Genomic DNA, 23,908 nt, shown 5'->3' with positions numbered 1-23,908 from the left:
ATCCACCTCTCGGACCCAGAGTGTGTGGCGGCTGTGGTCGAAGAAAACGGGCAATACGGGGTGCATGTTGCAGACCTCCCTAGTCTATCGATGCAGGCGGGGAGGCTTCGTTGCCGCCCTCGCTCGAGCGCCGGGAAGCTTTCAAGAAGCTGACAATGGTTGATATAGGACGCTTCTAATGAGCGTGTAGGGTGTTTCCGAATTATGCGGCAGACCACAACGCCCTAAGACTCTGCCTACAACAGCAAAAAAATCCTCGGCATCTCGACAGTGGCCATGAATGAGTCTTCCTGATCAGAACTCCACCTGACGACCGGCAGCAAAAACCACTTGTCACGAAATATTACATACATCATATTACAGCCATCATAATTAAACGCCGCCCCGACAGGTACCCCTCCATGACCAGCATGTCCACCGTAGAACCCGATCTGGACGCCCCGGTGAAACCAGCAAAACCTCCCCTGCTCAAACGCCTGCTGTTGCCAACCGTTGGCATCGCGGCACTGGTGCTGGCTGGTGTGTACGGTGCGCATTGGTGGAGCGCCGGGCGCTTCATCGAGGAAACCGACGACGCCTACATCGGCGGCGACGTTACGGTGATCGGGCCAAAGGTGGCGGGTTATATCAACGAAGTGCTGGTGACCGACAACCAGAAGGTCAAGGCCGGCGATGTGCTGATCCGTCTCGATTCGCGCGACTACCGCGCCAACCTGGCCAAGGCCGAAGGCGCAGTGGCCGCCCAGGAGGCCCTGCTCGCCAACCTAGACGCCACCGAACAACTGCAACAGGCCGTCATCGGCCAGGCCCGTGCCGGCATCGACGCCGCCGGTGCCGAAACCGCCCGCTCCCGGGACGACGATAGCCGCTACAAAAAACTGGTGACCACCAACGCCGTCTCGGTGGAAAGCGCCCAGCGGGCCAACGCCACGTTCAAGACGGCCCAGGCCCAAAGCAACCGCGCCCAGGCTGAATTGCTGGCCGCGCAGCGCCAGTTGAATGTGATCGACACCCAGAAACAACAAGCCCGGGCCGCCCTGATCCAGGCCAAGGCCGAGCGCGACCTGGCGCAATTGAATGTCGGCTACACCGAACTGAAGGCGCCGGTCGACGGTGTGATCGGCAATCGCCGGGCCCGGGTCGGCGCCTATGCCCAGGCCGGCTCGCAATTGCTCTCGGTGGTGCCGACCAGCGGCCTGTGGGTCGATGCCAACTTCAAGGAAGACCAACTGGCACACATGGTGCCGGGGCAACGGGTAGTGATCCGTGCCGACGTGCTCTCGGGGCAGGAATTCCATGGTCACCTGGACAGCCTCGCCCCCGCCAGCGGTTCGCAATTCAGTGTGTTGCCGCCGGAAAACGCCACCGGCAACTTCACCAAGATCGTGCAGCGGGTGCCGGTGCGGATTCACCTCGACCCGGCCGACAGTGTGCTCGGCCACCTGCGTCCGGGGTTGTCGGTGACCGCTGAAGTGGACACGCGCAAGGAGCCTGAGGCGCCAGCCGTGGCCAGCGCGCCATGAGTCGCGCCCTTGCCGCCCCGGCGCAACCGTTCAATGCCGCGAGCATGGCGACGGCGACCAAGGTCTTCGCCTTTGCCAGCATGTGCATCGGCATGTTCATTGCGCTGCTGGATATCCAGATCGTCTCGGCTTCGTTGCGTGACATCGGCGGCGGGCTCTCCGCCGGCACCGACGAAACCGCGTGGGTGCAAACCAGTTACCTGATCGCCGAAATCATCGTGATCCCGCTGTCGGGCTGGCTGTCCCGGGTGTTCTCGACGCGCTGGCTGTTCTGCGCATCGGCGGTGGGCTTTACCCTGGCCAGCCTGTTGTGCGGCGTGGCCTGGAACATCCAGAGCATGATTGCCTTCCGTGCCCTGCAAGGGTTTCTGGGCGGTTCGATGATTCCACTGGTGTTCACCACGGCCTTCGTGTTCTTCACCGGCAAGCAACGGGTGATCGCCGCCGCGACCATCGGCGCAGTGGCGTCCCTGGCACCGACCCTGGGGCCGGTGATCGGTGGCTGGATCACCGACATATCCTCCTGGCACTGGCTGTTCTACATAAACCTGCTCCCCGGCATCTTTGTCGCCGTGGCCGTGCCGATGCTGGTGAAAATCGACCAGCCGGAACTGTCGCTGCTCAAAGGCGCGGATTACTTGAGCATGGTGTTTCTGGCGCTGTTCCTCGGCTGCCTGGAATACACCCTCGAAGAAGGCCCGCGCTGGAACTGGTTCAGCGACCGCACGATCCTGACCACCGCGTGGATCAGCGGCCTGGCCGGGTTGGCGTTCATCGGCCGGACCTTGCACGTGGCCAATCCGATTGTCGATCTGCGCGCCTTGAAGGATCGCAACTTTGCCCTCGGCTGTTTCTTCTCGTTCGTCACCGGCATCGGCCTGTTCGCCACCATTTACCTGACGCCGCTGTTCCTCGGCCGGGTGCGTGGCTACGGAGCGCTGGACATTGGTCTGGCGGTTTTCTCCACCGGGGTGTTCCAGATCATGGCGATTCCGCTGTACGCCTTTCTGGCCAATCGCATCGACCTGCGCTGGATCATGATGACCGGCCTTGGGCTGTTCGCGTTATCGATGTGGGATTTCAGCCCGATCACCCATGACTGGGGGGCCAAGGAATTGATGCTGCCGCAAGCCCTGCGCGGGATTGCCCAGCAATTGGCGGTACCACCGGCGGTGACTTTGACCCTTGGCGGCCTGGCACCGGCGCGGCTAAAGCATGCGTCGGGGTTGTTCAACCTGATGCGCAACCTGGGCGGGGCTATCGGCATCGCCGCGTGCGCAACCATCCTCAACGACCGCACCAATCTGCACTTCACCCGGTTGGCGGAGAACCTCAACAGCACCAACGAGGCACTCAACCAATGGCTGTCCCAGGTCGGCAACAACTTTGCCGCCTTTGGCCAGAGCGGTGACGCAGGGGTCACTGCCAGCCTGCATCAGCTATGGTTGCTGACATACCGCGAAGCCCAGACGCAAACCTATGGCGATGCGTTCCTGATGATCATGGTCTGCTTCATTATCGCCACGGCGATGGTGCCCCTGATGCGCAAGGTGCAACCACCGGCCGCGCCGAGTGCCGATGCTCATTGATGTTTTTGCGGGTCAGGCCTGGGGCATTTTGCGAAAGCCGATGGCCAGGCGGTTCCAGGCGTTGATGGTGGTGATGGCGACGGTCAGGTCGACCAATTCCTTGGCATCGAACTGGGCGCTAGCCAGTTCATAGTCTTCGTCCGGGGCGTGGGTCTGGCTGATCAGGGTCAGGGATTCGGTCCAGGCCAGTGCGGCGCGTTCACGCTCGGTGAAGAACGGCGTTTCGCGCCAGGCCGACAGTGTCGCCAGGCGACGCTCGGACTCACCACCCTTGCGCGCATCGGCGCTGTGCATGTCCAGGCAAAAGGCGCAGCCGTTGATTTGCGAGGTACGCAGCTTGACCAGTTCGATCAGGTTTTTTTCCAGTGGCAATTTCGACACTGCTGTTTCCAGGGCGATCATCGCTTTGAGGGCATCAGGGGAAGCGGTGTAAAAATCGACCCGGGTTTTCATGGTGTGTTCCAGGGCAAATGGGTGTGTCACTACGTTAGTGCCACGACCGGTCTGCACAAATAGCCAATCTTTCAGAAGTCGAGGAGGCCATTCAAACCCGATTGCGCAACCACTGCAAAAAGCCCTTCTTCACCTGCGCCACCGGCAGGTCCTGAGTCAGGGTTTTCGCCTTGTGCAGCCTGTAATCGAGCAAGGTTTTCATTGCATCGTTGATGTCTTGACGGGCATCCAGGCATGGCTTGAGGTAGGACTTTTCGATGCGGTACAGGCCACAGAAGGTCTTGGCGGTAAACCGTGCAGGCACCGAGCTGTCCTCCAGGATCCCGGCCTCGCCTATCACTTCCCCCGGCCCCATGCGCCCGGACTCGAAAGGTACGCCGTGCCGGGTCAGCGTCACCGTCACCACCCCGGACTCGATGATGAACAGGTGATCACTGACCTCCCCCGCCTCCAGGATCGTTTCCCCGGCGCGGAACGATTGCAAGGTCATGTTCTGGCTGAAGGTGTCTTTCTCTTCCTGGCGCAGGGTAGAGAAAATCGGCGAGCTGTCGAGCAATGCCCGGGGTCGCGACAGGTTGCCCGGCGGATTGGGCTCCACGCTCGATAGCAGGTTGACGCCGGACGCCTGCAAGTGCCGGTAGGCCAGGTCGAACAGTTGATTGCGCACCGAACGCTTCTGGTCCATCTGCGCGACAAACCCGCTGATTTCATAGACCACGCCGGTGTTACCGGCAGTTTTCATGCCGACACTCGGCGACGGTGTCTCCAGCAGAAAGCGGCAACCCTGCATGGCCCGTTCCAGGGCTTCGATCACCGTGTTCGGCCGCGCGTGGGGGCTCACTTCCAGCGAAACGGAGATGCCGAACATATCGCTCGGCCGACTGAAATTGATGATCTTGGCCTTGGCGGCCAGGGAGTTGGGTATCACCGCCATGCAACCCTGGGCGGTCTGCAGGCGCGTGGCGCGCCAGTCGATGTCGGTGACCCGGCCTTCCATGCCATCGATGGAGATGTAGTCATCCAGTTGATAGGGCTTGGTGGTGTTCAGGACGATCCCGGAAAACACGTCGCTGAGGGTACTTTGCAACGCCAGGCCGACGATGATCGCCAACGCACCGGACGTCGCCAGCACGCCCTTGACCGGCAGATCCAGCACATAGGCCAGGGCGGCAATCACCGCGATCAGAAAAATCACCGCGCCTAGCAAGTCCTGGAGCAAGCGCCCGGTATGCCCGACCCGTTGCATCATTACCGCGCCGATCAGCACGGTCAGGGTCCGCGCACCGAACAACCACCAGCCGATCTGCAAGCCGGTGGCCGCCAGATGCAAGGGTACGTTGTCAGGCCAGGGCGGCGGCTCCATCGGGTTCAGGCCTTCGTTGAACAGCAAGAGGCTGAACAAAGAGAAAATCACCACCCGCACCAACAGCCGCCAGGCGCTGCCAAAGGCACTGAGCAAGTACCACAACCCAAGATCGATCAGGATCAGCGCCATCGCGCAAATCAGCGGGTGTTCGGTGAGCAATGACAGCATCTAACAACTCCAGCCAGGGCCAATAACGCGAAGATCGCATGGATTGGCGTCAGTGTAGGTGGAATTGATTTGGCTGGTTGAACACGTCTGGCTGGACACCCAAAAAACCTGTGGGAGCGAGCTTGCTCGCGATGGCGGACTGACAGTCACTACATCAGTGCCTGTTCTACCGTCATCGCGAGCGGGCTCGCTCCCACAGGGGAAAGCGTGTTGGCTGGATTACTTGCTGTTTGCCAGCGTGCTGTAGCTGGTCATCAGGTTGCGGTAATCCGGAATATGGTTGGAGAACAATGTGCCCAACCCTTCGACATCGTTGCGCCAGTCGCGGTGCAGTTCACAGGCCAGGCCGAACCAGGTCATCAGTTGCGCGCCCTGAGCGGTCATACGGTTCCACGCCGATTCGCGGGTCAGTTCGTTGAAGGTGCCGGACGCGTCGGTGACCACGAAGACCTCAAAACCTTCGGCCAGGGCCGAAAGCGCCGGGAAGGCCACGCACACTTCTGTCACCACACCGGCGATGATCAGTTGCTTCTTGCCGGTGGCCTTGATCGCCTTGACGAAATCTTCGTTGTCCCAGGCGTTGATCTGGCCCGGGCGAGCGATGTATGGCGCGTCCGGAAAAAGGGCCTTGAGTTCGGGCACCAGCGGTCCGTTAGGGCCCGTTTCGAAACTGGTGGTGAGGATGGTCGGCAGCTTGAAGTACTTGGCCAGGTCGGCCAGGGCCAGCACGTTGTTCTTGAATCGATCCGGGTCGATGTCGCGCACCAGTGACAGCAGGCCCGCCTGATGATCAACCATCAGAACCGCGGCGTTGTCCTTGTCCAGACGCTTGTAGGAAGTGGTCATTGCAGTAGTCCTCGCGTGTTATCGATGCCGAATGGAAATCGGCGTGGGGTCACCGGTCAGCGCTGGGAGTCCAGCGCCTCGTGTTCGTTCGCCACTTGCTGGGCCTTGAGGTAACTCTCGATCAGCAATTGATAATGCGGCATGGCCTGGGCGTAGACAGCGGCCCACTGCTCGGCATCCGGACGGTTCCACGAGCCTTGCAGCTCAGAGAGCGTCGCCATGATGTCGATCGGCACCACCCCGGCCTGGGCCAGGCGGGCAACGGTCAGATCAGTGGCCAGTTTCGAGTGGTTGCCGGAGGCGTCGACCACGGCAAACACCTTGTAGCCTTCATGCACCGCCGCGATGGACGGGAACGCCAGGCACACGCTGGTCAAGGTACCGGCGATCACCAGGGTTTTCCTGCCGGTGGCTTTGACCGCCGCGTGAAACTCCGGGTTGTCCCAGGCGTTGATTTCACCTTTGCGCGCCACGTATTGCGCATGGGGTGCGGCCTCGTGGATTTCCGGGATCAACGGCCCGTTCGGCCCCTGGGGAACGGAAGCAGTGGTGATCACGGGCATCTTCAGCAGGGTCGCGGCCTTGGCCAGGGCAATGGCATTGGCGCGTAGTTGGGGCACGTCCATGTCCTTGACGATCTGGAACAGTCCGCTCTGGTGATCGATCAACAGCATCGCGCTGTCGTTGGGGTCGATGGTCGGCTTCTGGCCGTTGAAGTTGGCCGCGTAGACAGTGTTCATGTGCGTTTCCTCTTTCTTTTGGGCAACAGCCATCCCTGGCCTGAAAACCGGCCTACTCATCCTGTGTAGAGTCGGGTGTAACAGCGCTGCGAATTAAGCGTGCATCCGGCCGAACTGGCCGGACTGGAAGTCGGCGAAGGCCTGGTGGATTTCCTGCTCGGTGTTCATCACGAACGGCCCATGACCGACGATCGGCTCGTCGATCGGCTCGCCGCTGAGCAACAGCACCACCGCGTCTTCGCTGGCTTCGAGGGTCACCTGATCGCCCTTGCGGTCGAACAGCGCCAGTTGCCCCTGGCGCACCGATTCCTGGCCGTTTACCTGAACCGTGCCGCGCAGCACCACCAGTGCGGTGTTGCGCCCTTCGTGCAGGTCAAGGGTGAGCAATTTGCCAGCATTCAAACGAATGTCCCACACGTCGACCGGGGTGAAGGTGCGCGCCGCGCCCTTGTGGCCGTCGAACGCACCGGCGATCAGGCGCAGGCTGCCGGCGTTGTCTTTCAAGGCGATGGCCGGGATGTCACGGTCGAGAATCGTCTGGTAGCCGGGGTCGGCCATTTTGTCCCTGGCCGGCAGGTTGACCCACAGTTGCACCATCTCCAGGGTGCCACCGCTTTTGGCGAAACCTTCGGAGTGAAACTCTTCATGCAGGATCCCCGAGGCCGCGGTCATCCATTGCACATCGCCGGGGCCGATCTTGCCGCCACTGCCGGTGGAGTCCCGGTGCTCCAGTTCGCCCTTGTAAACGATAGTCACGGTTTCGAAGCCACGGTGAGGATGCTGACCAACGCCACGTCGCTCGCTGGTCGGGGTGAATTCAGCGGGGCCGGCGTGATCCAGCAGCAGGAACGGGCTGATGTGTTTGCCCAGGTTGTCGTAGGAAAACAGCGTGCGAACCGGAAAACCGTCGCCCACCCAATGGGTCCGTGGACTGGTGTAGATACCGATGATGTTTTTCATGGTGTCTCCTGATGAGGTGAGTGAAGCCATGGACAAAGCTTAAAACCGTGACCTTTGCTGCGCTAGACTGCAAAAATCAGCTTTAGCGTTCTATTTGGAGAACGATGGTGGAAGACCTCAACACCCTCTACTACTTCACCCAGGTGGTGGAGCATCACGGTTTCGCCGCGGCCGGCCGGGCACTCGACATGCCCAAGTCCAAGCTCAGTCGACGTATCGCCGAGCTTGAAGAACGCCTCGGCGTGCGCCTGCTGCACCGCACCAGCCGGCATTGCTCGTTGACGGAAATCGGCCAGGCCTATTACCAGCGCTGCCTGGCCATGCGGGTGGAGGCGGAAAGCGCTGCCGAACTGATCGAGCGCAATCGCTCAGAGCCCCAGGGCCTGGTGCGTGTCAGTTGCCCGACGGCGCTGCTCAATTCCTGGGTCGGGCCGATGCTGACCCGCTATATGCTCAAGTACCCGCTGGTGGAATTGTTCATCGAGAGCACCAATCGCCGCGTCGACCTGATTCACGAAGGCTTCGACATTGCCCTGCGGGTACGCTTTCCGCCGCTGGAGAACACCGACATGGTGATGAAGGTGCTGGGTAACAGCACCCAGAGCGTGGTCGGCAGCCCGGCCTTTTTATCGCACCTGTCGACACCGGCCTCCCCGGCCGACCTCAGCGGCTTGCCGAGCCTGCACTGGGGCGCGGCGCAGCGCGAATATCAGTGGGAACTGTTCGGGGCCGACGGCAGTACCGCGATGATCCGGCATGCCCCGCGCATGGTCACCGATGACCTGTTGGCCTTGCGCCACGCGGCACTCGCCGGGATCGGCATCGTGCACCTGCCCAGTGTGGTGGTGCGCGATGAAATCGCCGCCGGGCAACTGGTGGAACTGGTGCCGGGCTGGGCACCGAAGAGCGGTGTCATCCATGCGATCTTCCCCTCGCGCCGGGGCTTGCTGCCCTCGGTACGCACGTTGATCGATTTTCTCGGGGAGGAGTTCAGTCGTAGTGATATTGCTTAGGGTCGGGGGTAAGGCTTTGGACCGAGTCGCCGCCTTCGCGAACGAGCACGCTCCCACATTTGGAATGCATTCCCCTGTGGGAGCGGGCTTGCTCCGGGCGGCGTTCCGACGAAGGCGTCAGACCAGACACTCTCACCAAACCGGACTGCCACCGATTCTTGATTTCCGGTAAACATTGCTTTGCCGCTCCAGCGGTTTTTCTCACGGATGCAGGCGCGGATACTGCCGCCCATTCCCACTGCAACCCCTGGAGTCATCAATGTCCATTCCCGCCTTCGGCCTGGGTACCTTTCGCTTGCAAGGCCAGGTGGTCATCGATTCGGTGAGCGCCGCCCTGGCGCTCGGCTACCGGGTGATCGATACCGCACAAATCTACGAGAACGAAGCTGAAGTCGGCGAGGCTATCGCCGCCAGCGCTATCGCCCGGGAAGAGCTGTTCATCACCAGCAAGATCTGGGTCGCCAACCTGGCCGGTGATCGCCTGATCGACAGCCTGAAAGAAAGCCTGCGCAAACTGCAGACCGACTACCTGGACCTGACCCTGATCCACTGGCCGTCGCCGGACGATCAGGTGCCGGTCGCAGAATTCATGGGCGCCCTGCTCGAGGCCAAACGCCTGGGCCTGACCCGGCAGATCGGTGTGTCCAACTTCACCATCGACCTGATGAAACAGGCAGTCGCGGCCATCGGTGCCGAGCACATCGCCACCCACCAGATCGAACTGCACCCCTACCTGCAAAACCTTGCGGTCGTCGAGTTCGCACGCAGCCAGGGCATCGGCATCACCTCGTACATGACCCTGGCTTACGGTGAAGTCCTCAAGAACCCGCTCATCCAGCAGATCGCCGAACGCCTGCACGCGACTCCGGCGCAGGTCACCCTGGCCTGGGCCATGCAATCGGGTTACGCGGTAATCCCGTCGTCCACGCGCCGGGCCAACCTTGAAAGCAACTTGAAGGCTCGCGAACTGACCTTGAGCGAGGCCGACATGGCCCTGATCGCATCGCTGGATCGCGGCCACCGCTTGACCAGCCCGAAAGGCATCGCACCGAACTGGGATTGAGCCTCAATCCTGCTCCAGACGCCGGTCCAGGCGGGCCATGGCCTGCTGCAACCGGTCGACGGCGTCGTCGATCATTGCCGCGCGGCCGTCATTGCACGCCTGCTCCAGCTGTTCGCAACACTCGACCAGGGCGTGGGCTCGCACCATCAGCGCTCCACCCTTGATCCGGTGTGCCAGTTCCTGCAAGCCCGGGCGATTGCCGCCGGTGTGCAAGGCGAGCAAATGCACGCGGTCCTCGCGGTTGGATAGCGCCAGGTCGTGCAACAGTTGATCGATCAGCTCACGGTCCGCATCCGCATAGCGTTCCAGCCCGCTCAAGTCAAACTCGCAGACGCCATGGTCGTCGGTAGCCGTTGAGGGTACGCTGGAAAACCGCTGGGCCAGCCACGCCTGCAAATCCACCAGGCGAATGGGCTTGAACAGGCAATCGTCCATGCCCGCCGCCTGGCATCGGGCCTTCTCCTCGGCCTGTGCATTGGCGGTAAAGCCCAGAATCAATGTTGATGACAGCCCCTGCACCCGCTCTTGCTCACGTATCGCACCCGCCAATTCGTAACCACTGAGCCGCGGCATGTTGCAGTCGGTGATGACCAGATCGAACCCTTGCCCGCGCCACTGTTCAAGCCCCTGCGCCCCGTCTTCGGCCAGCACTACGCGATGGCCGAGATAGCTCAGCTGCCGCGAGAGCAACAGGCGATTGGCCGGATAATCGTCGACCACCAGAATCGACAACGGCCGGGTCGTCAGCTGCGCCGAATCCAGGGGCTTGCCCCCCGCGGGTAACGCTTGCAGGACAGGCAGCACCAGGCTGATGTCCACCCGAGTCCCGCGCCCGAGCTCACTGTCGAGTTGCAACCGGCCGCCCATCATTTCGCACAGAGTACGACTGATCACCAGCCCCAGGCCGGAACCTTGCCGGGCGCTCTGCTGGTTGTTGTCTGCCTGCACAAACGGGCTGAACAGACGTTGCTGGTCGAAAGCGCTGATGCCGATGCCGCTGTCTTCGATGCGTACGCTGACGGCGAGGTGCGCCGGGGCTTGAGGTCGCACTCGCAGCGTCAGGCTTACCTGGCCTTCCCGGGTGAACTTGATCGCGTTGCTCAACAGATTGGACAACACCTGTTTGAAGCGCGTGGGGTCGAGCATCACGTCACGGTCACTGTGTTCGTCGAGCTCGACCCGCCACTGCAGATTCTTCTGCACCGCCAGCCCTTCAAAAACCCGGCAGACCGAAGTCACCAGCAACTGCAGATTGACCCGCTCCGGCGCCAGCGACAAATGCCCGGATTCGATCCTGGCAACGTCCAGAATGTCACCGATCAAATCCAGCAATTGTTGCCCGGCGTTGGACGCCACCTCAATGGCGGCGCGGTCGGTCTCCCCTTCATCGGCCCGCTTCAGCGCCAGTTCGAGCATGCCGATCAGCGCGTTCATCGGCGTGCGGATTTCATGGCTCATGGTGGCCAGGAACGTGGTCTTGGCCCGGTTGGCGTCGTCCGCCGCGTCCTTGGCTTCCTGCAATTGCCCGAGCAATTGCTGACGCTGGCGAATCTGCCGACGCTGCCAGACAATCCCCGCCAACGCGAGCAACAGCAAGACACCCGCCACCGCAAATGCCTGCACGATCGCCTGCCGGTGTCGCAGCCAGTAACTCTGCTCGACCATCGCGTCATAGCGCCAGGGCTGGGTCAGCTCGTCAATTTCTTCGGGAGGGATGCTCAACAGCGCCTTGTCCAGGATCGAATGCAGCTCGGTGGCCCCGCGACTGGTCGCCAGGGTGCTTCGTGCTGGGTCGGTGCCGACGGTGCTGGTCACTTGCAGGCGATCGCGATACTGCCGGGAAATCAGGTAACGGGCGCTGATCAAGGAGTTGATGCCGCCCTGGGCCTTGCCTTGGTCGACCATTTCCATGGCGTCCGTCGACAGGGGCGCATCCACCAGCTGGATCAACGGGTAATGCTGGCGAAGGTACTCGCCAACAATGTTGCCCTGGGTCAGTGCCAGGGGTCGCCCTGCCATATCATCCAGCGTCCTGGGGCTTTCCGTGTCAACGCGGGTCACCAGCACCGAAGGGCTGCTCAGGAACGCGCGGGTGAACAGCAACTCATCTTCACGCTGGGAACTGAGGCCGATACCGGCCAGCACATCGATTTGCCCGCTCTTGATGGCGGTCATCATCTGGGCCACCGACTTCATGCCCTGGATGTCAAATTGCAAGCCGGTGCGCAAACTGATTTTCGCCAGCACATCGATGCCAATCCCGCGAAACCTGCCTTCGCTGTCGATAAATGAAATGGGCGGGATATTTTCGTTGATCGCGACCTTCACCCGCGGGTGGCGCTCAAGCCAGCGCTGTTCGGCCACGCTCAATTGCAAGGACTGGGTGCCGGGGATAGACACCTCGTTTGCCCCCCAACGGCGCAGGATGTTCATTTGCTCATTGGTGCTGATGGCCGCAAGCGCCTTGTTGACGATGCGCAACAGCGAATCGTTGTCGCGGTCCATCGCAAAGGCAAAACGCCCGGACTCCATGGGCGAGAAGTCCGTCAGTCGCACATTATCCAGATAATTCTTGCTGATCAGGTAATGGGCATTGATCGCATCCCCCAGGTAGACATCGGCCTGACCGTACGCCACGGCGCCCATCGCCGCCAGTGTCGAGGGAAACAACTGGACCTGCGCCCTGGAATAGAACTGTTGCACGCTGTATTCGGGCAGGTAGTGATACAGCATCACCAGCCGCTTGCCGGCCAGTGTCGGGTCGAGCACCGGAGGGAAATCGGTGCGGGTGACCAGCACCGGTTGATCGACCGCATAGGCACTGGACATCTGCAGCTGTGGATCTTCGGCTTCAAACCGATTGGCCGTTCCCAACAGGTCTGCCCGCCCCTCCTTGATCGCCTGCACCGCGTCGGCGCGCGACGGATAACGCCGGACCTCGATGACAACGTTCAACAATTGTTCGAGCAACCCGGCGTAATCGGCGGTCACGCCTTCGAACACCTTGCCCGCCGTGTTGAACTCGAAGGGGGGATAGTCCGGCGCCGAGACGGCCAGCACCAATCGGCCCTTTTGCTGCAGCCAGCGCAACTCGGTTTGCGACAATCTGACGCTCAGGCCTTCGACACTCGAGCGCCCCAACAGGGTCAACGACTGTTGCGCACAGGCCGTCGATGCCCAAAGAAGAAGGCCAATCAACACCCCACCTGCCAGTCGTCGGAGTGCGTTCATTCAGATCAGATGATTGCGCAGGGCGAAATCCCTCAAGTGCACCGACGAGTTCATATTGAGCTTGAGGGTGAGTCGGGTCTTGTAGGTACTGACGGTCTTGTAGCTCAGGTGCATGATCTCGGCGATTTCCAGGTTTTTTGAACCCCGGGCCAGGTACTGCAAAATGGTCAACTCACGATTGGAGAGCTTTTCGATCAACTGCTTTTCGCTGCGTTGCAACTCCCCCATCGACACGGAGCTCGAGGGGATCTGGGCGAAATAGGTGTAGCCGGCCATCACGGAATTCACCGCTGCCTTCAAGTCATCCAGGTCCTTGCTCTTGGAAACATAGGCAACAGCCCCGGCACGCATGCAGCGGTCCTGATAGAACTGGGCCTCCAGTGAAGTGAACACCACCACGCGACATCGCGTGTTTTCGGCCTTGATTCGGTCCATCACCTCAAGCCCCGCCACACCAGGAAGGCCCAGATCAAGCAGCACGACATCCGGCTGATGCTCCCGGACCAACGCCAGGACCTCATCGCCACGGGAGGCTTCATATACTTGCTTGAACCCTTCCCCCTTGAGTACGAGTTTGATCATGGAGCGAACCACCGGATGATCTTCCACAATCAGTGCTGACTTCATGACAACTCCCGTGCAAAACAACACGATCGGGCAAAAAATGCCCTCCAGGCGCCGCAGCGGTTGGGCACAACGCTGCGCATAGACTTTTGCATGGAAGGCTGGAAAGAACTACCTGACAGAAATGACAGTTCCGACGAACGGTAGCCGACGATTGACGACGCTCATCAACTGCGTAATGCACGCCAGGTCAGGCAGGGCGGCCTGGCTGACCTGGACGTTGCCCACGCCTGACGGCAACGACGCCTGCCGTTCATTGAAGATAAACGCGTGATTTACCTGCGGGTTGTCGAGAAAGAAATTCAACAAGTCCAGCCCTTCACTGGCCATCGCTCCATTGATGAGCACCAGGTCCAGAGGTTCGCAACCGTACTCCACCAGAGGAAGGAGCTCTTCGAGACTCTGCACCGGTGCCACGCGAAAGTAGCCGAGCTGATTGAGCAGCCGCTCGATCCGCAGACGGTTGAAGTGCTGCGCATCGGCGATCAGGATGCGCAAGGATTTGTTCGGCATGGTGACCTCCAAAAGGATGTCGGTTTCAAGAGGTCGCAAAGCCTACGGAAGACCTTCCTAGGTTTATGTAGGAATTTTCCTAAATAAGTTCCGGTTAATCTGACTCTGCCAGAGAAACGCAATCGCACCTCCTGACCTTTACTCCGTGGTACTCGGACTCCAGAACGCCTGCACCACCAGGGACGAGGCCGAAATCCGTGCCACCAGCTCATCCAGTTCATCACCATCGACCGAGGTGGTCGCCAGGGTGGCTTCGATTTCAATTTCATCCGTACCGAAGGCATGCACGTCGACATCGCTGGCCGGATAGTTGCAGCGCGCAAGCTCGGCTTCGAGCAAGGCCAGCACGGTTTTCTGCTGCGTACGCCGGGCAATGACATAGACGATGTTGGTGACTTCCGCCGAAATCACATCCAGCGGCTGACGGTTGATGTTGTTGACGATCGGCCGCAGCAGCGTGTTTGCCGCCAGCACGAACAAGGTGCCAAGCAGCGCCTCGGCCAGCAGGTCGGCGCCGGCGCAGGCACCGACCGCCGCCGAGGTCCAGAGCGTGGCGGCGGTATTGAGGCCGCGCACATTGCCCTCTTCGCGCATGATCACCCCGGCACCGAGAAAGCCGATGCCGGAAACCACGTAGGCTACGACCCGCACGGCGCCTTCGGCACCGCCTAGCCGGGTGGCCATGTCGACGAAAATTGCCGCGCCAACCGCCACCAGCACATTGGTGCGCAGGCCGGCGGTGCGCTGCCGGTACTGGCGTTCGAAACCGATCAGGCCGCCGAGGATGAAGGCAGCGCCGAGGCTGACCAGGGTGTCGAGCAGGGAGGCCAGGTTGAGGTTGTTGATGGCTTGCATATGAAACTCCTTGAAAAACACACACCCCTTGTGGCGAGGGAGCTTGCTCCCGCTGGGCAGCGAAGCGGCCCCAAAACCTGACAATGCGGTCCCTCCAGCAAACCTCGCTCGCCGGTTTTGCGACTGCTACGCAGTCGAGCGGGAGCAAGCTCCCTCGCCACAAAGGTCATGCTGGCGGCTTTATTGCCAGCCAAACCGGCGGATGTAGAACCCCTTCACCGCCTGGGTCAGCGCCATGTACGCCAGCAGGATCACCGGCAGGAACACGAAGTACAGCGACGGCAACGCCTGCAATTTGAAGTAATGGGCCAGCGGTCCCATCGGCAGGAAAATCCCCACGGCCATGATCAATCCGGTCATCACCAGCAATGGCATGGCCGCGCGGCTTTGCAGGAACGGGATCTTCGGCGTGCGGATCGTGTGCACGATCAGGGTCTGGGTCAGCAGCCCGACCACGAACCAGCCGGACTGGAACAGGGTCTGGTGATCCGGGGTGCTGGCATCGAACACGTACCACATCAAGGCGAAGGTGGAGATGTCGAAGATCGAACTGATCGGCCCGAAAAACAGCATGAAGCGCCCGACATCCGCCGGTTGCCAGCGCTGCGGCTGCTTGAGCATTTCGTCATCGACGTTATCGAACGGGATGGCGATCTGCGAAATGTCATAGAGCAGGTTCTGCACCAGCAGGTGCATCGGCAGCATCGGCAGGAACGGGATGAACGCACTGGCCACCAGCACCGAGAACACGTTGCCGAAGTTCGAACTGGCGGTCATCTTGATGTACTTGAGCATGTTGGCGAAGGTCCGGCGCCCTTCCAGCACGCCCTCCTCCAGCACCATCAGGCTTTTTTCCAGCAGGATGATGTCGGCCGCTTCCTTGGCGATGTCCACCGCGCTGTCCACGGAAATACCGATGTCGGCGGTGCGCAGGGCCGGGGCGTCATTGATGCCGTCGCCCATGAAACCGACCACATGGCCGTTGCCCTTGAGTAGCCGGACGATGCGCTCCTTGTGGGACGGCGTCAGCCTGGCGAAGACGTTGGTGGTCTCCACCGCCTTCGCCAGCTCGGCATCGCTCATGCGTTCGATGTCGTTGCCCATCAGCAGGCCTTGCTGTTCCAGGCCGACTTCGCGGCAGATCTTCGCCGTCACCAGTTCGTTGTCGCCGGTCAGCACTTTCACCGCCACGCCATGGGCGGCCAGGGCCTTGAGGGCGGGCGCGGTGCTTTCTTTCGGCGGATCGAGAAACGCCACGTAACCGATCAGCGTCAGTGCCTGTTCATCGGCCAGGCTGTAGGTGTCGCGCCCTTCGACCATTGGCCGTGCCGCCACCGCCACCACTCGCAAGCCTTCGGCGTTGAAGGTGGCCGTGACCTGACGGATTCGCGCCAGCAGTTCTTCGGTCAAGGCTTCATCGACTTCGCCATGGCGCACACGCGAGCACACCGCCAGCACCTCTTCCACAGCCCCCTTGCAGATCAGCAGGTGCGGCTGATCGCGCTCGGCGACCACCACCGACATGCGCCGGCGGGTGAAGTCGAACGGGATCTCGTCGACCTTGCGAAACGCCGTGCCGACTTTCAGCTCACGGTGGATCTCGACGTGTTCGAGCACCGCCACATCCAGCAGGTTTTTCAGGCCGGTCTGGTAGTAACTGTTGAGGTAGGCCATTTCCAGCACGTCATCGCAGGCGTTGCCCCAGACGTCGACGTTGTGCGCCAGGAAGATCTTGTCCTGGGTCAGGGTGCCGGTCTTGTCGGTACACAGCACGTCCATGGCGCCAAAGTTCTGGATGGCGTCGAGGCGTTTGACGATGACTTTCTTGCGCGACAGGAACACCGCGCCCTTGGCCAGGGTCGAGGTGACGATCATCGGCAGCATTTCCGGGGTCAGGCCCACGGCAATCGACAGCGCGAACAGCAGCGCTTCGGTCCAGTCGCCCTTGGTGAAACCGTTGATGAACAACACCAGCGGCGCCATCACGAACATGAAGCGGATCAGCAGCCAGCTGACTTTGTTGACCCCGGTCTGGAACGAAGTCGGCGCCCTGTCAGTGGCGCCGACGCGCTGGGCCAAGGCACCGAAATAGGTGCTGTTGCCGGTGGTGAGTATCACCGCCATGGCCGTGCCGGACACCACGTTGGTGCCCATGAACAGGATGTTGTCCAGGTCCAGCGGATTGCGCGTGTCGCGATCCTGCTGGCGGGAAAATTTTTCCACCGGCATCGATTCACCGGTCATGGCCGCCTGGCTGACGAACAGGTCCTTGGCGCTGAGCACCCGGCAATCGGCGGGAATCATGTCACCGGCCGACAGCACGATCAGGTCGCCCGGCACCAGTTGCCTGATCGGCAATTCGATGCGCTGCGCGCCACGGTCCTCAAGGTCCCGGCGCATCACCGTAGCGGTGTTGCTGACCATGGCCTTGAGGGCATCGGCAGCCTGGTTGGATTTGGTTTCCTGCCAGAAACGCAGCAAGGTCGAGAGCACCACCATGGAGAAAATCACGACGGCGGCTTTCAGGTCTTCGGTCAGCCAGGAGATGAGCGCCAGCAGCGTCAGCAGCAGGTTGAACGGATTCTTGTAGCAATGCCACAGGTGCGTCCACCACGGCAGCGGCTGTTCGTGCTCGACTTCATTGAGGCCGAATTGCTCGCGCAGGACATCGGCTTCGAGTTCACTCAAGCCGTCGGTGTGACTGCCCAGGGTGTTGAGCAATTGACCGGTGTCGCTGCCGGCAGCGGCCACCAGGGTTTGCGCCAGGGTGGGCGGGACTTCACGGCTGACCGTGGTGTCGGTGAAGGTTTCCAGCAACGCCAGGCGACGGAAGTGCCGGGCGATGTGGCGGGTACGCAGGAAACCTGCGAAGAATTCCTTGAGGGTAAGTTTCATGGCTGGAGCCCCTTTGGTCAGCCGGGAAACCGTCGAGCAGGCAAGTCCACGCCGCTGCCGCCGGAACAACCGGCAAAGCAAGGCCTGGCACGCCGGTCACGAATGACAGGCGTGTCGATAGAGCGGCGGCCACGACAAAAAAGTCGAAACCACGCACTGTTCAGCGTCGATGAGAGGGACGTCGGGACACGGCCGGGACTGGCCATGATCGGGATGCCGCTGCTCGCTTGTCGGCGAGACAACGGCACAGGAGACTGCGCGTTATCTTGCCGAGAAAATGCCGGTTACCGAGACCGGCCGACAACTGTCACTCGAACAAGTACCCACTGTGGGTCTCCGTAATGGATGAAAACGCGCGAAGCTTACGCCCCGATGTTTGGCGAGTAAACCCGTTACAAAACCTTGCCGGGGCAATCGCGGGGTTCTTCAGGTAGGGTTCAGGATTGGAGTCCTCATCAAAAGATCGCAGCCTTCGGCAGCTCCTACGGGTGTACGCCATCCCAATGTAGGAGCTGCCGGAGGCTGCGATCTTTTGACGGTCAACTCGATATCAGCTCGCCGTCGCCAACAACAAATCCACCACCGCCCGCCCATGCCCGCGATGCTTGCCATGCTCATACAACGAGCCGGCAATTTCATCGGCACGAATCGGCAGGATCGACAGCAAGGTGTCGCTCAACCCATGGCTGGCCTGGCAAAAACCCTGCATGTAGAGGCCGGCCTTGCAGCGTTCATCGGTGATCAGCTTGTAGTTGCGATCGACCTCGAAATCCCCCAGGTACTCTTGCAGCGGTGCCAGCAGCTTGCGGTGCATCTGCCGCTCGTAACCGGTGGCCAGCACCACGGCGTCGTAGTGACGCACCGAGACTTCGCCGGTGGCGTTGTTGCGCAACACCAGTTCAATGCCCCGCTCGTTGGCGGTGGCCTTTTCGATAGTGGTCAGGGTGTGGAACGCATGACGGGCGATACCCGAGACTTTCTGCCGGTAGAAAATACCGTAGATGCGCTCGATCAGATCGATGTCCACCACCGAGTAATTGGTGTTGTGGTACTCGTTGACCAGTCGCTCGCGCTCGCTGTCGGGCTGCTGGAACACCAGGTCGGTGAACTCCGGTGAGAACACTTCGTTGACGAAGGGGCTGTCGTCGGCCGGCTTGAGTGCCGAGCCGCGCAGGATCATGTCCACTTGCACCGACGGGAAGCTGTCGTTCAAATCGATGAAGGCCTCTGCCGCGCTTTGCCCGCCACCGATGATCGCGATGCTCATCGGCCGGTTGTCCACGCACGGCTGCCTGGCCATCTGTGCCAGATACTGGGAGTGATGGAACACCCGGCCGTCATCCTTGAGTGCCTTGAACACCTCGGGAATGCGTGGCGTGCCACCGGTGCTGACCACCACCGAACGGGTGGTGCGCACCTGTTGATGCCCGCTCGCATCGCGGGAAATCACCCGCAACGCCTCGACCTGATGGTTGTGCAGCACCGGCTCGATGGTCAGCACTTCTTCGCCGTAGCGGCTTTGCGCGGTGAACTGCCCGGCAACCCAGCGCAGGTAGTCGTTGTACTCCATGCGGCACGGATAGAAGGTGCCCAGGTTGATGAAGTCCACCAGGCGCCCGTGGGCCTTGAGGTAATTGACGAACGAGTAAGGGCTGGTCGGATTGCGCAGGGTCACCAGGTCCTTGAGGAAAGAAATCTGCAACTCGCTCTGGGTCACCAGGGTGTTGCCGTGCCAACGGTAGTCGGCCTGCTTGTCGAGGAACAGCACATCCAGGTTGCCCTGGCTCGCCCCGCGCTCTTGCAGCGCGATGGCCAGTGCCAGGTTCGACGGGCCGAAACCGACGCCGATCAGGTCGTGAACGAGGGGCGAAGCAATTGCCTGTGTCATGTCCAGTGTCCTCTGGATGTTCCCCTCAAAGACGGGGCATTGAACCTAAGTGACCTGACCCGCCAAGGGCCGCACAACAGGTCGTCTGTTGAGTAGGAACGAGGACCGTGAAAAAAAATTTAACCGCGCGGGATCACTGGGCGTCCCACTGTCGCATCCGTATACGGCAATGCTTCATGGCGTTGACGATGTGCTTCTCGACCATTGCCCGGGAAATGCCCAGTTGCTCGGCAATCTGCGGATGGGACAGGCCTTCGATCTTGCGCAGCAGGAAACTCTCGCGGCACAACCTCGGCAACTCCGCCAGGGCACTCTGGAGCATTTCCAGGCGCTGGCCATGATCGAGCACGTTTAGCGGCGAAGGGGTGAAATAGCGCTCTTCGTTGTCGAGTACGTCCAGGGGTTCGGCCTGACGCAGGGTGTTGCGTCGATGGTCGTCGATGACCAGGTTCAGGGCGGTGCGATAAAGGAATGCCCGGGGCTGCTCGATCGGCGTATCACTGGAACGCTCCAGGACCCGCAGATAAGCGTCATGCACCACATCTTCGGCCACCTGACGGTTGCCCAGCCTGGCGTTCAGGAAACACACCAGTTCGCGATAGTAGTTTTCCAACATGACTCCCGTCCGCACGGGGGTGCGGTTTCTGTCCTTGAGCCCTTTGCGTGACCGTTGAAATAGACAGTGGCACGATAGTGGCAGTTCGAGTCGCGTAATTTATAGTAATTCTCATATAGATTTAAAGTACTGCGTCGCCTTGCCCGATAAATAGTCATGGTCTAGCGGCTGTGCACCGCTCTGAGGGTAGGAGCTGCCGCAGGCTGCGATCTTTAGCGTTTTCAGCTACGTCGAAAATCAAAAGATCGCAGCCTTCGGCAGCTCCTACAGGTGTTACACCTTGTGTCGCCGGTTAAATTTCCCGTCGGGTTCATCGTTTACAGGACAGCTCCCCGTCCCTGTCCGGCCCTGCCGGCAGCGTTCAGCTATCGTCCCGCGGCTGAACGACGGGCCGATTTTCCCAGGCCGGAACCCCGCATGAAACGTCCCCGACAGACCCGACGCGCCCTGCTTGCAGCACTTTGTCTGATCCCCGTGGCTGCCGTCGCCGCCTGGCAGTTCATCCCCCCGGGCCGCGACGGGCTGGTCACCGTCCAGGTCAGCCGCGCCGACATTGAAAGCAGCGTAACGGCACTGGGCACCCTGCAACCGCGGCGCTATGTCGACGTCGGCGCCCAGGCGTCCGGGCAGATCCACAAGATCCACGTAGAGGTCGGCGACCAGGTCAAGGAAGGCCAATTGCTGGTGGAAATCGACCCCTCCACGCAACAGGCCAAACTCGATGCCGGGCGCTTCTCCGTCGAAAATCTCAAGGCGCAGCTGCAGGAACAGCGCGCGCAACACGATCTGGCCCGGCAGAAATACCAGCGTCAACAGAACCTCGCCGCCGGCGGCGCCACCCGTGAAGAAGACGTGCAGACCGCCCAGGCCGAACTGCGCGCCACCCAGGCACGGGTCGACATGTTCCAGGCGCAGATCCGCCAGGCCGAAGCCAGCCTGCGCAGCGACCAGGCGGAGCTCGGCTACACGCGGATTTATGCGCCAATGGCCGGTACCGTAGTGGCGCTGGATGCCCGGGAAGGCCAGACCCTCAACGCCCAGCAACAAACGCCGCTGATCCTGCGCATCGCCAAGCTGTCGCCGATGACCGTGTGGGCCGAGGTCTCGGAGGCCGACATCGGCCACGTAAAACCCGGCATGCACGCCTGGTTCACCACCCTGAGCGGCGGCGCCCGGCGCTGGACCAGCACCGTGCGGCAAATCCTGCCCGTCCCGCCCAAGCCCCTGGACCAGACCAGCCAGGGCGGCGGCAGCCCCGCCAGCACCAGCAAAAGCGGGAGTGCCCGCGTGGTGCTGTACACCGTGTTGCTGGACGTCGACAACGCCGACAACGCCTTGATGGCGGAAATGACCACCCAGGTATTTTTCGTCGCCAATCAGGCGCAGAACGTACTCACCGCGCCCATCGCAGCCCTGCAGGCCGGCACGCAATCAGACCGGCAGACCGCGCAAGTAGTCGCCAGCAATGGCAGCATCGAACAGCGCAACGTGCGCACCGGCATCAGCGACCGCCTGCGGGTACAGATCCTCGACGGCCTGCAGGAGGGCGATCACCTGTTGATCGGTCCCGTCGACGGGAGTGGCGGCTGAATGCACACGCCCCTGATCGACCTTTCGGACATCCGCAAAGCCTACGGCGGCGGCGACGCGCCTGAAGTCCACGTGCTGCGCGGCATCGACCTGTCGATCCATGCCGGGGAGTTTGTGGCGATTGTCGGCGCTTCCGGTTCCGGCAAGTCGACGCTGATGAACATCCTCGGCTGCCTCGACCGCCCGACCTCGGGCGAATACCGCTTCGCCGGGGAAAACGTCGCCGCCCTGGACAGCGACGAACTGGCCTGGCTGCGGCGTGAAGCCTTCGGGTTTGTGTTCCAGGGCTACCATCTGATTCCCTCCGGTTCGGCCCAGGAAAACGTCGAGATGCCGGCGATCTACGCAGGCTTGCCCGCCGCAGAACGCCACGCCCGCGCCGCCGCCCTGCTCGACCGTCTCGGCCTGGCGTCGCGCACCGGCAACCGCCCGCACCAGCTCTCCGGCGGGCAGCAGCAACGGGTGTCGATTGCCCGCGCGCTGATGAATGGCGGCCACATCATCCTGGCCGACGAACCCACCGGCGCCCTCGACAGCCACAGCGGCGCCGAAGTCATGGCCCTGCTCGACGAACTGGCGAGCCAGGGCCATGTGGTGATCCTCATCACCCACGACCGGGAAGTGGCGGCCCGGGCCAAACGCATCATCGAAATTCGCGACGGCGAGATCATCAGCGACAGCGCCCGGGACAATCGCGCCGCGCAAAACCCGGCCAACCCCGGCGCCCTGCAAGCCGTCGATTTGCGCAGACGCCTGAGCGAAGGCGCCGAAGCCACCGGCGCCTGGAAAGGCGAATTGGTCGATGCCGTGCACGCGGCGTGGCGAGTGATGTGGATCAACAAGTTCCGCACCGCCCTGACCCTGCTCGGCATCATCATCGGTGTGGCCTCGGTGGTGGTGATGCTGGCCGTGGGCGAAGGCAGCAAGCGCCAGGTGATGGCGCAGATGGGCGCGTTCGGTTCCAACATCATCTACCTCAGCGGTTCGGCGCCCAACCCGCGCACGCCCATGGGCATCGTCACCCTCGATGAGGTCGCCGCGATTGCCAGCCTGCCCCAGGTGATGCGGATCATGCCGGTCAACGGCCAGGAGGCCGGGGTGCGTTTTGGTAACCTCGACCACTTGAGCTACGTCGGCGGCAACGACACCAACTTCCCGGCGATTTTCAACTGGCCGGTGGTCGAAGGCAGCTACTTCACCCACGCCGATGAACAGAACGCCGCGGCGGTCGCGGTGATCGGGCACAAGGTGCGGAGCAAATTGCTCAAGGACGTGACCAACCCGATCGGCCAGTACATCCTCATCGAAAACGTCCCCTTTCAGGTGGTCGGCGTGCTCGCGGAAAAAGGTGCCAGCTCCGGTGACACCGACAGCGACGACCGCATCGCCATCCCCTACTCCGCCGCCAGCGTGCGCCTGTTCGGCACCCACAATCCCGAGTACATCGCCATCGCCGCCGCCGATGCGCGCAAGGTCAAGGAGACCGAAAAAGCCATCGAGCAACTGATGCTGCGCCTGCACGACGGCAAGCACGATTTCGAACTGACCAACAACGCGGCGATGATCCAGGCCGAGGCGCGCACGCAAAACACCCTGTCGCTGATGCTCGGTTCGATTGCGGCGATCTCGCTGCTGGTGGGCGGGATCGGCGTGATGAACATCATGCTCATGACCGTGCGCGAGCGGACTCGCGAGATCGGTATCCGCATGGCCACTGGTGCCCGCCAGCGCGACATCCTGCGCCAGTTCCTCACCGAAGCGGTGATGCTCTCGGTGGTGGGCGGCCTCACCGGGATTGCCCTGGCGCTGATCGTCGGTGGCGTGCTGATTTTCAGCGAAGTCGCTGTCGCGTTTTCCCTGATAGCGGTGCTGGGCGCCTTCGGCTGCGCCCTGGTTACCGGTGTCGTTTTCGGCTATATGCCGGCCCGCAAGGCTGCCCGACTCGACCCGGTCACGGCCCTTACCAGTGAATGAT

18 protein-coding genes are annotated in these 23,908 nt (G+C 61.6%); 6 read left to right on the top strand and 12 right to left on the bottom strand.

Annotated features, from left to right (window positions below; genetic code table 11):
- The first annotated feature begins 401 nt into the window (after positions 1-401).
- Both ACM6IT_RS04295 and ACM6IT_RS04290 read left to right on the top strand, forming a co-directional pair.
- Positions 402-1,523: an HlyD family secretion protein gene (locus ACM6IT_RS04295; protein ID WP_414917595.1), complete on the top strand. Its 1,122-nt coding sequence runs from the start codon at positions 402-404 to the stop codon at positions 1,521-1,523.
- Complete coding sequence (locus ACM6IT_RS04290; RefSeq protein WP_056722586.1) at positions 1,520-3,112, top strand: DHA2 family efflux MFS transporter permease subunit; 1,593 nt, start codon at positions 1,520-1,522, stop codon at positions 3,110-3,112. The genes ACM6IT_RS04295 and ACM6IT_RS04290 overlap by 4 nt, the downstream gene beginning before the upstream one ends.
- A gap of 12 nt (positions 3,113-3,124) precedes the next feature.
- Here the strand turns inward: ACM6IT_RS04290 and ACM6IT_RS04285 are convergent, their stop codons facing one another.
- From ACM6IT_RS04285 to ACM6IT_RS04265, 5 genes are all read right to left on the bottom strand, one after another.
- Positions 3,125-3,565: a carboxymuconolactone decarboxylase family protein gene (locus tag ACM6IT_RS04285; protein WP_414917594.1), complete on the bottom strand. Its 441-nt coding sequence runs from the start codon at positions 3,563-3,565 to the stop codon at positions 3,125-3,127.
- A 91-nt stretch (positions 3,566-3,656) separates the two neighbouring features.
- Entirely contained in the window at positions 3,657-5,099 is a 1,443-nt protein-coding gene (locus tag ACM6IT_RS04280) for a mechanosensitive ion channel domain-containing protein (RefSeq protein ID WP_414917593.1), read from the bottom strand.
- Positions 5,100-5,318: 219 nt separating this feature from the next.
- Positions 5,319-5,945 carry an isochorismate family cysteine hydrolase YcaC gene (gene ycaC, locus ACM6IT_RS04275; RefSeq protein WP_223446133.1) on the bottom strand — a complete coding sequence of 209 codons (627 nt, stop codon included), beginning with the start codon at positions 5,943-5,945 and terminating at the stop codon, positions 5,319-5,321.
- Between the two features lie 56 nt (positions 5,946-6,001).
- On the bottom strand, positions 6,002-6,685 hold the full coding sequence (locus ACM6IT_RS04270; protein ID WP_056722596.1) for an isochorismatase family protein: 684 nt from the start codon (positions 6,683-6,685) through the stop codon (positions 6,002-6,004).
- A 93-nt stretch (positions 6,686-6,778) separates the two neighbouring features.
- The gene (locus tag ACM6IT_RS04265; RefSeq protein WP_414912813.1) at positions 6,779-7,645 is read right to left on the bottom strand and encodes a pirin family protein; all 867 of its coding nucleotides are present in this window, start codon (positions 7,643-7,645) and stop codon (positions 6,779-6,781) included.
- Between the two features lie 104 nt (positions 7,646-7,749).
- Between ACM6IT_RS04265 and ACM6IT_RS04260 the strand changes: the two genes are divergently transcribed.
- Positions 7,750-8,658, top strand: a complete 909-nt coding sequence (locus ACM6IT_RS04260; protein WP_414917592.1) for a LysR family transcriptional regulator — start codon at positions 7,750-7,752, stop codon at positions 8,656-8,658.
- Between the two features lie 259 nt (positions 8,659-8,917).
- Positions 8,918-9,721: a 2,5-didehydrogluconate reductase DkgB gene (gene dkgB, locus ACM6IT_RS04255; RefSeq protein WP_414917591.1), complete on the top strand. Its 804-nt coding sequence runs from the start codon at positions 8,918-8,920 to the stop codon at positions 9,719-9,721.
- A 3-nt stretch (positions 9,722-9,724) separates the two neighbouring features.
- Here the strand turns inward: dkgB and ACM6IT_RS04250 are convergent, their stop codons facing one another.
- The 7 genes from ACM6IT_RS04250 to ACM6IT_RS04220 all read right to left on the bottom strand — a co-directional run bounded on the left by ACM6IT_RS04250 (position 9,725) and on the right by ACM6IT_RS04220 (position 20,343).
- Positions 9,725-12,952, bottom strand: a complete 3,228-nt coding sequence (locus ACM6IT_RS04250; protein ID WP_414917590.1) for a transporter substrate-binding domain-containing protein — start codon at positions 12,950-12,952, stop codon at positions 9,725-9,727.
- Positions 12,953-13,579 carry a response regulator transcription factor gene (locus ACM6IT_RS04245; RefSeq protein WP_056722608.1) on the bottom strand — a complete coding sequence of 209 codons (627 nt, stop codon included), beginning with the start codon at positions 13,577-13,579 and terminating at the stop codon, positions 12,953-12,955. It lies immediately after the preceding gene.
- Between the two features lie 108 nt (positions 13,580-13,687).
- Positions 13,688-14,089, bottom strand: coding sequence for a chemotaxis protein CheY (locus tag ACM6IT_RS04240; RefSeq protein WP_414912817.1), 402 nt, complete (start codon positions 14,087-14,089; stop codon positions 13,688-13,690).
- A gap of 138 nt (positions 14,090-14,227) precedes the next feature.
- The gene (locus ACM6IT_RS04235) at positions 14,228-14,944 is read right to left on the bottom strand and encodes an MgtC/SapB family protein (protein WP_414912818.1); all 717 of its coding nucleotides are present in this window, start codon (positions 14,942-14,944) and stop codon (positions 14,228-14,230) included.
- A gap of 180 nt (positions 14,945-15,124) precedes the next feature.
- Positions 15,125-17,839: a magnesium-translocating P-type ATPase gene (mgtA, locus tag ACM6IT_RS04230; RefSeq protein WP_414917589.1), complete on the bottom strand. Its 2,715-nt coding sequence runs from the start codon at positions 17,837-17,839 to the stop codon at positions 15,125-15,127.
- A 550-nt stretch (positions 17,840-18,389) separates the two neighbouring features.
- On the bottom strand, positions 18,390-19,727 hold the full coding sequence (locus tag ACM6IT_RS04225; protein WP_414917588.1) for a lysine N(6)-hydroxylase/L-ornithine N(5)-oxygenase family protein: 1,338 nt from the start codon (positions 19,725-19,727) through the stop codon (positions 18,390-18,392).
- A gap of 133 nt (positions 19,728-19,860) precedes the next feature.
- Positions 19,861-20,343, bottom strand: coding sequence for a sigma-70 family RNA polymerase sigma factor (locus ACM6IT_RS04220; RefSeq protein ID WP_056722619.1), 483 nt, complete (start codon positions 20,341-20,343; stop codon positions 19,861-19,863).
- Between the two features lie 417 nt (positions 20,344-20,760).
- Between ACM6IT_RS04220 and ACM6IT_RS04215 the strand changes: the two genes are divergently transcribed.
- A complete protein-coding gene (locus ACM6IT_RS04215; RefSeq protein WP_414917587.1) occupies positions 20,761-21,933 on the top strand; it encodes an efflux RND transporter periplasmic adaptor subunit in 1,173 nt (390 codons plus the stop codon).
- Positions 21,934-23,907 carry a MacB family efflux pump subunit gene (locus ACM6IT_RS04210; protein WP_414912823.1) on the top strand — a complete coding sequence of 658 codons (1,974 nt, stop codon included), beginning with the start codon at positions 21,934-21,936 and terminating at the stop codon, positions 23,905-23,907.
- Position 23,908: the final 1 nt, after the last annotated feature.

It is taken from the genome of Pseudomonas sp. IT-P4, from assembly GCF_949767755.1.
GTDB lineage: Bacteria > Pseudomonadota > Gammaproteobacteria > Pseudomonadales > Pseudomonadaceae > Aquipseudomonas > Aquipseudomonas monachiensis.
Note: the sequence above shows the minus strand (reverse complement) of the source record. Positions and strands in the feature narration are given on the sequence as shown.

Bases quoted from the DNA above. Each gene is read 5' to 3' on its own strand.
- ACM6IT_RS04250 (WP_414917590.1), bottom strand. From the start codon at position 12,952: ATGAACGCACTCCGACGACTGGCAGGTGGGGTGTTGATTGGCCTTCTT.
- ACM6IT_RS04220 (WP_056722619.1), bottom strand. From the start codon at position 20,343: ATGTTGGAAAACTACTATCGCGAACTGGTGTGTTTCCTGAACGCCAGG.
- ACM6IT_RS04260 (WP_414917592.1), top strand. From the start codon at position 7,750: ATGGTGGAAGACCTCAACACCCTCTACTACTTCACCCAGGTGGTGGAG.
- ACM6IT_RS04245 (WP_056722608.1), bottom strand. From the start codon at position 13,579: ATGAAGTCAGCACTGATTGTGGAAGATCATCCGGTGGTTCGCTCCATG.
- ACM6IT_RS04215 (WP_414917587.1), top strand. From the start codon at position 20,761: ATGAAACGTCCCCGACAGACCCGACGCGCCCTGCTTGCAGCACTTTGT.
- dkgB (WP_414917591.1), top strand. From the start codon at position 8,918: ATGTCCATTCCCGCCTTCGGCCTGGGTACCTTTCGCTTGCAAGGCCAG.
- mgtA (WP_414917589.1), bottom strand. From the start codon at position 17,839: ATGAAACTTACCCTCAAGGAATTCTTCGCAGGTTTCCTGCGTACCCGC.
- ACM6IT_RS04210 (WP_414912823.1), top strand. From the start codon at position 21,934: ATGCACACGCCCCTGATCGACCTTTCGGACATCCGCAAAGCCTACGGC.
- ACM6IT_RS04235 (WP_414912818.1), bottom strand. From the start codon at position 14,944: ATGCAAGCCATCAACAACCTCAACCTGGCCTCCCTGCTCGACACCCTG.
- ACM6IT_RS04295 (WP_414917595.1), top strand. From the start codon at position 402: ATGACCAGCATGTCCACCGTAGAACCCGATCTGGACGCCCCGGTGAAA.
- ACM6IT_RS04290 (WP_056722586.1), top strand. From the start codon at position 1,520: ATGAGTCGCGCCCTTGCCGCCCCGGCGCAACCGTTCAATGCCGCGAGC.
- ACM6IT_RS04265 (WP_414912813.1), bottom strand. From the start codon at position 7,645: ATGAAAAACATCATCGGTATCTACACCAGTCCACGGACCCATTGGGTG.
- ACM6IT_RS04285 (WP_414917594.1), bottom strand. From the start codon at position 3,565: ATGAAAACCCGGGTCGATTTTTACACCGCTTCCCCTGATGCCCTCAAA.
- ACM6IT_RS04225 (WP_414917588.1), bottom strand. From the start codon at position 19,727: ATGACACAGGCAATTGCTTCGCCCCTCGTTCACGACCTGATCGGCGTC.
- ycaC (WP_223446133.1), bottom strand. From the start codon at position 5,945: ATGACCACTTCCTACAAGCGTCTGGACAAGGACAACGCCGCGGTTCTG.
- ACM6IT_RS04280 (WP_414917593.1), bottom strand. From the start codon at position 5,099: ATGCTGTCATTGCTCACCGAACACCCGCTGATTTGCGCGATGGCGCTG.
- ACM6IT_RS04240 (WP_414912817.1), bottom strand. From the start codon at position 14,089: ATGCCGAACAAATCCTTGCGCATCCTGATCGCCGATGCGCAGCACTTC.
- ACM6IT_RS04270 (WP_056722596.1), bottom strand. From the start codon at position 6,685: ATGAACACTGTCTACGCGGCCAACTTCAACGGCCAGAAGCCGACCATC.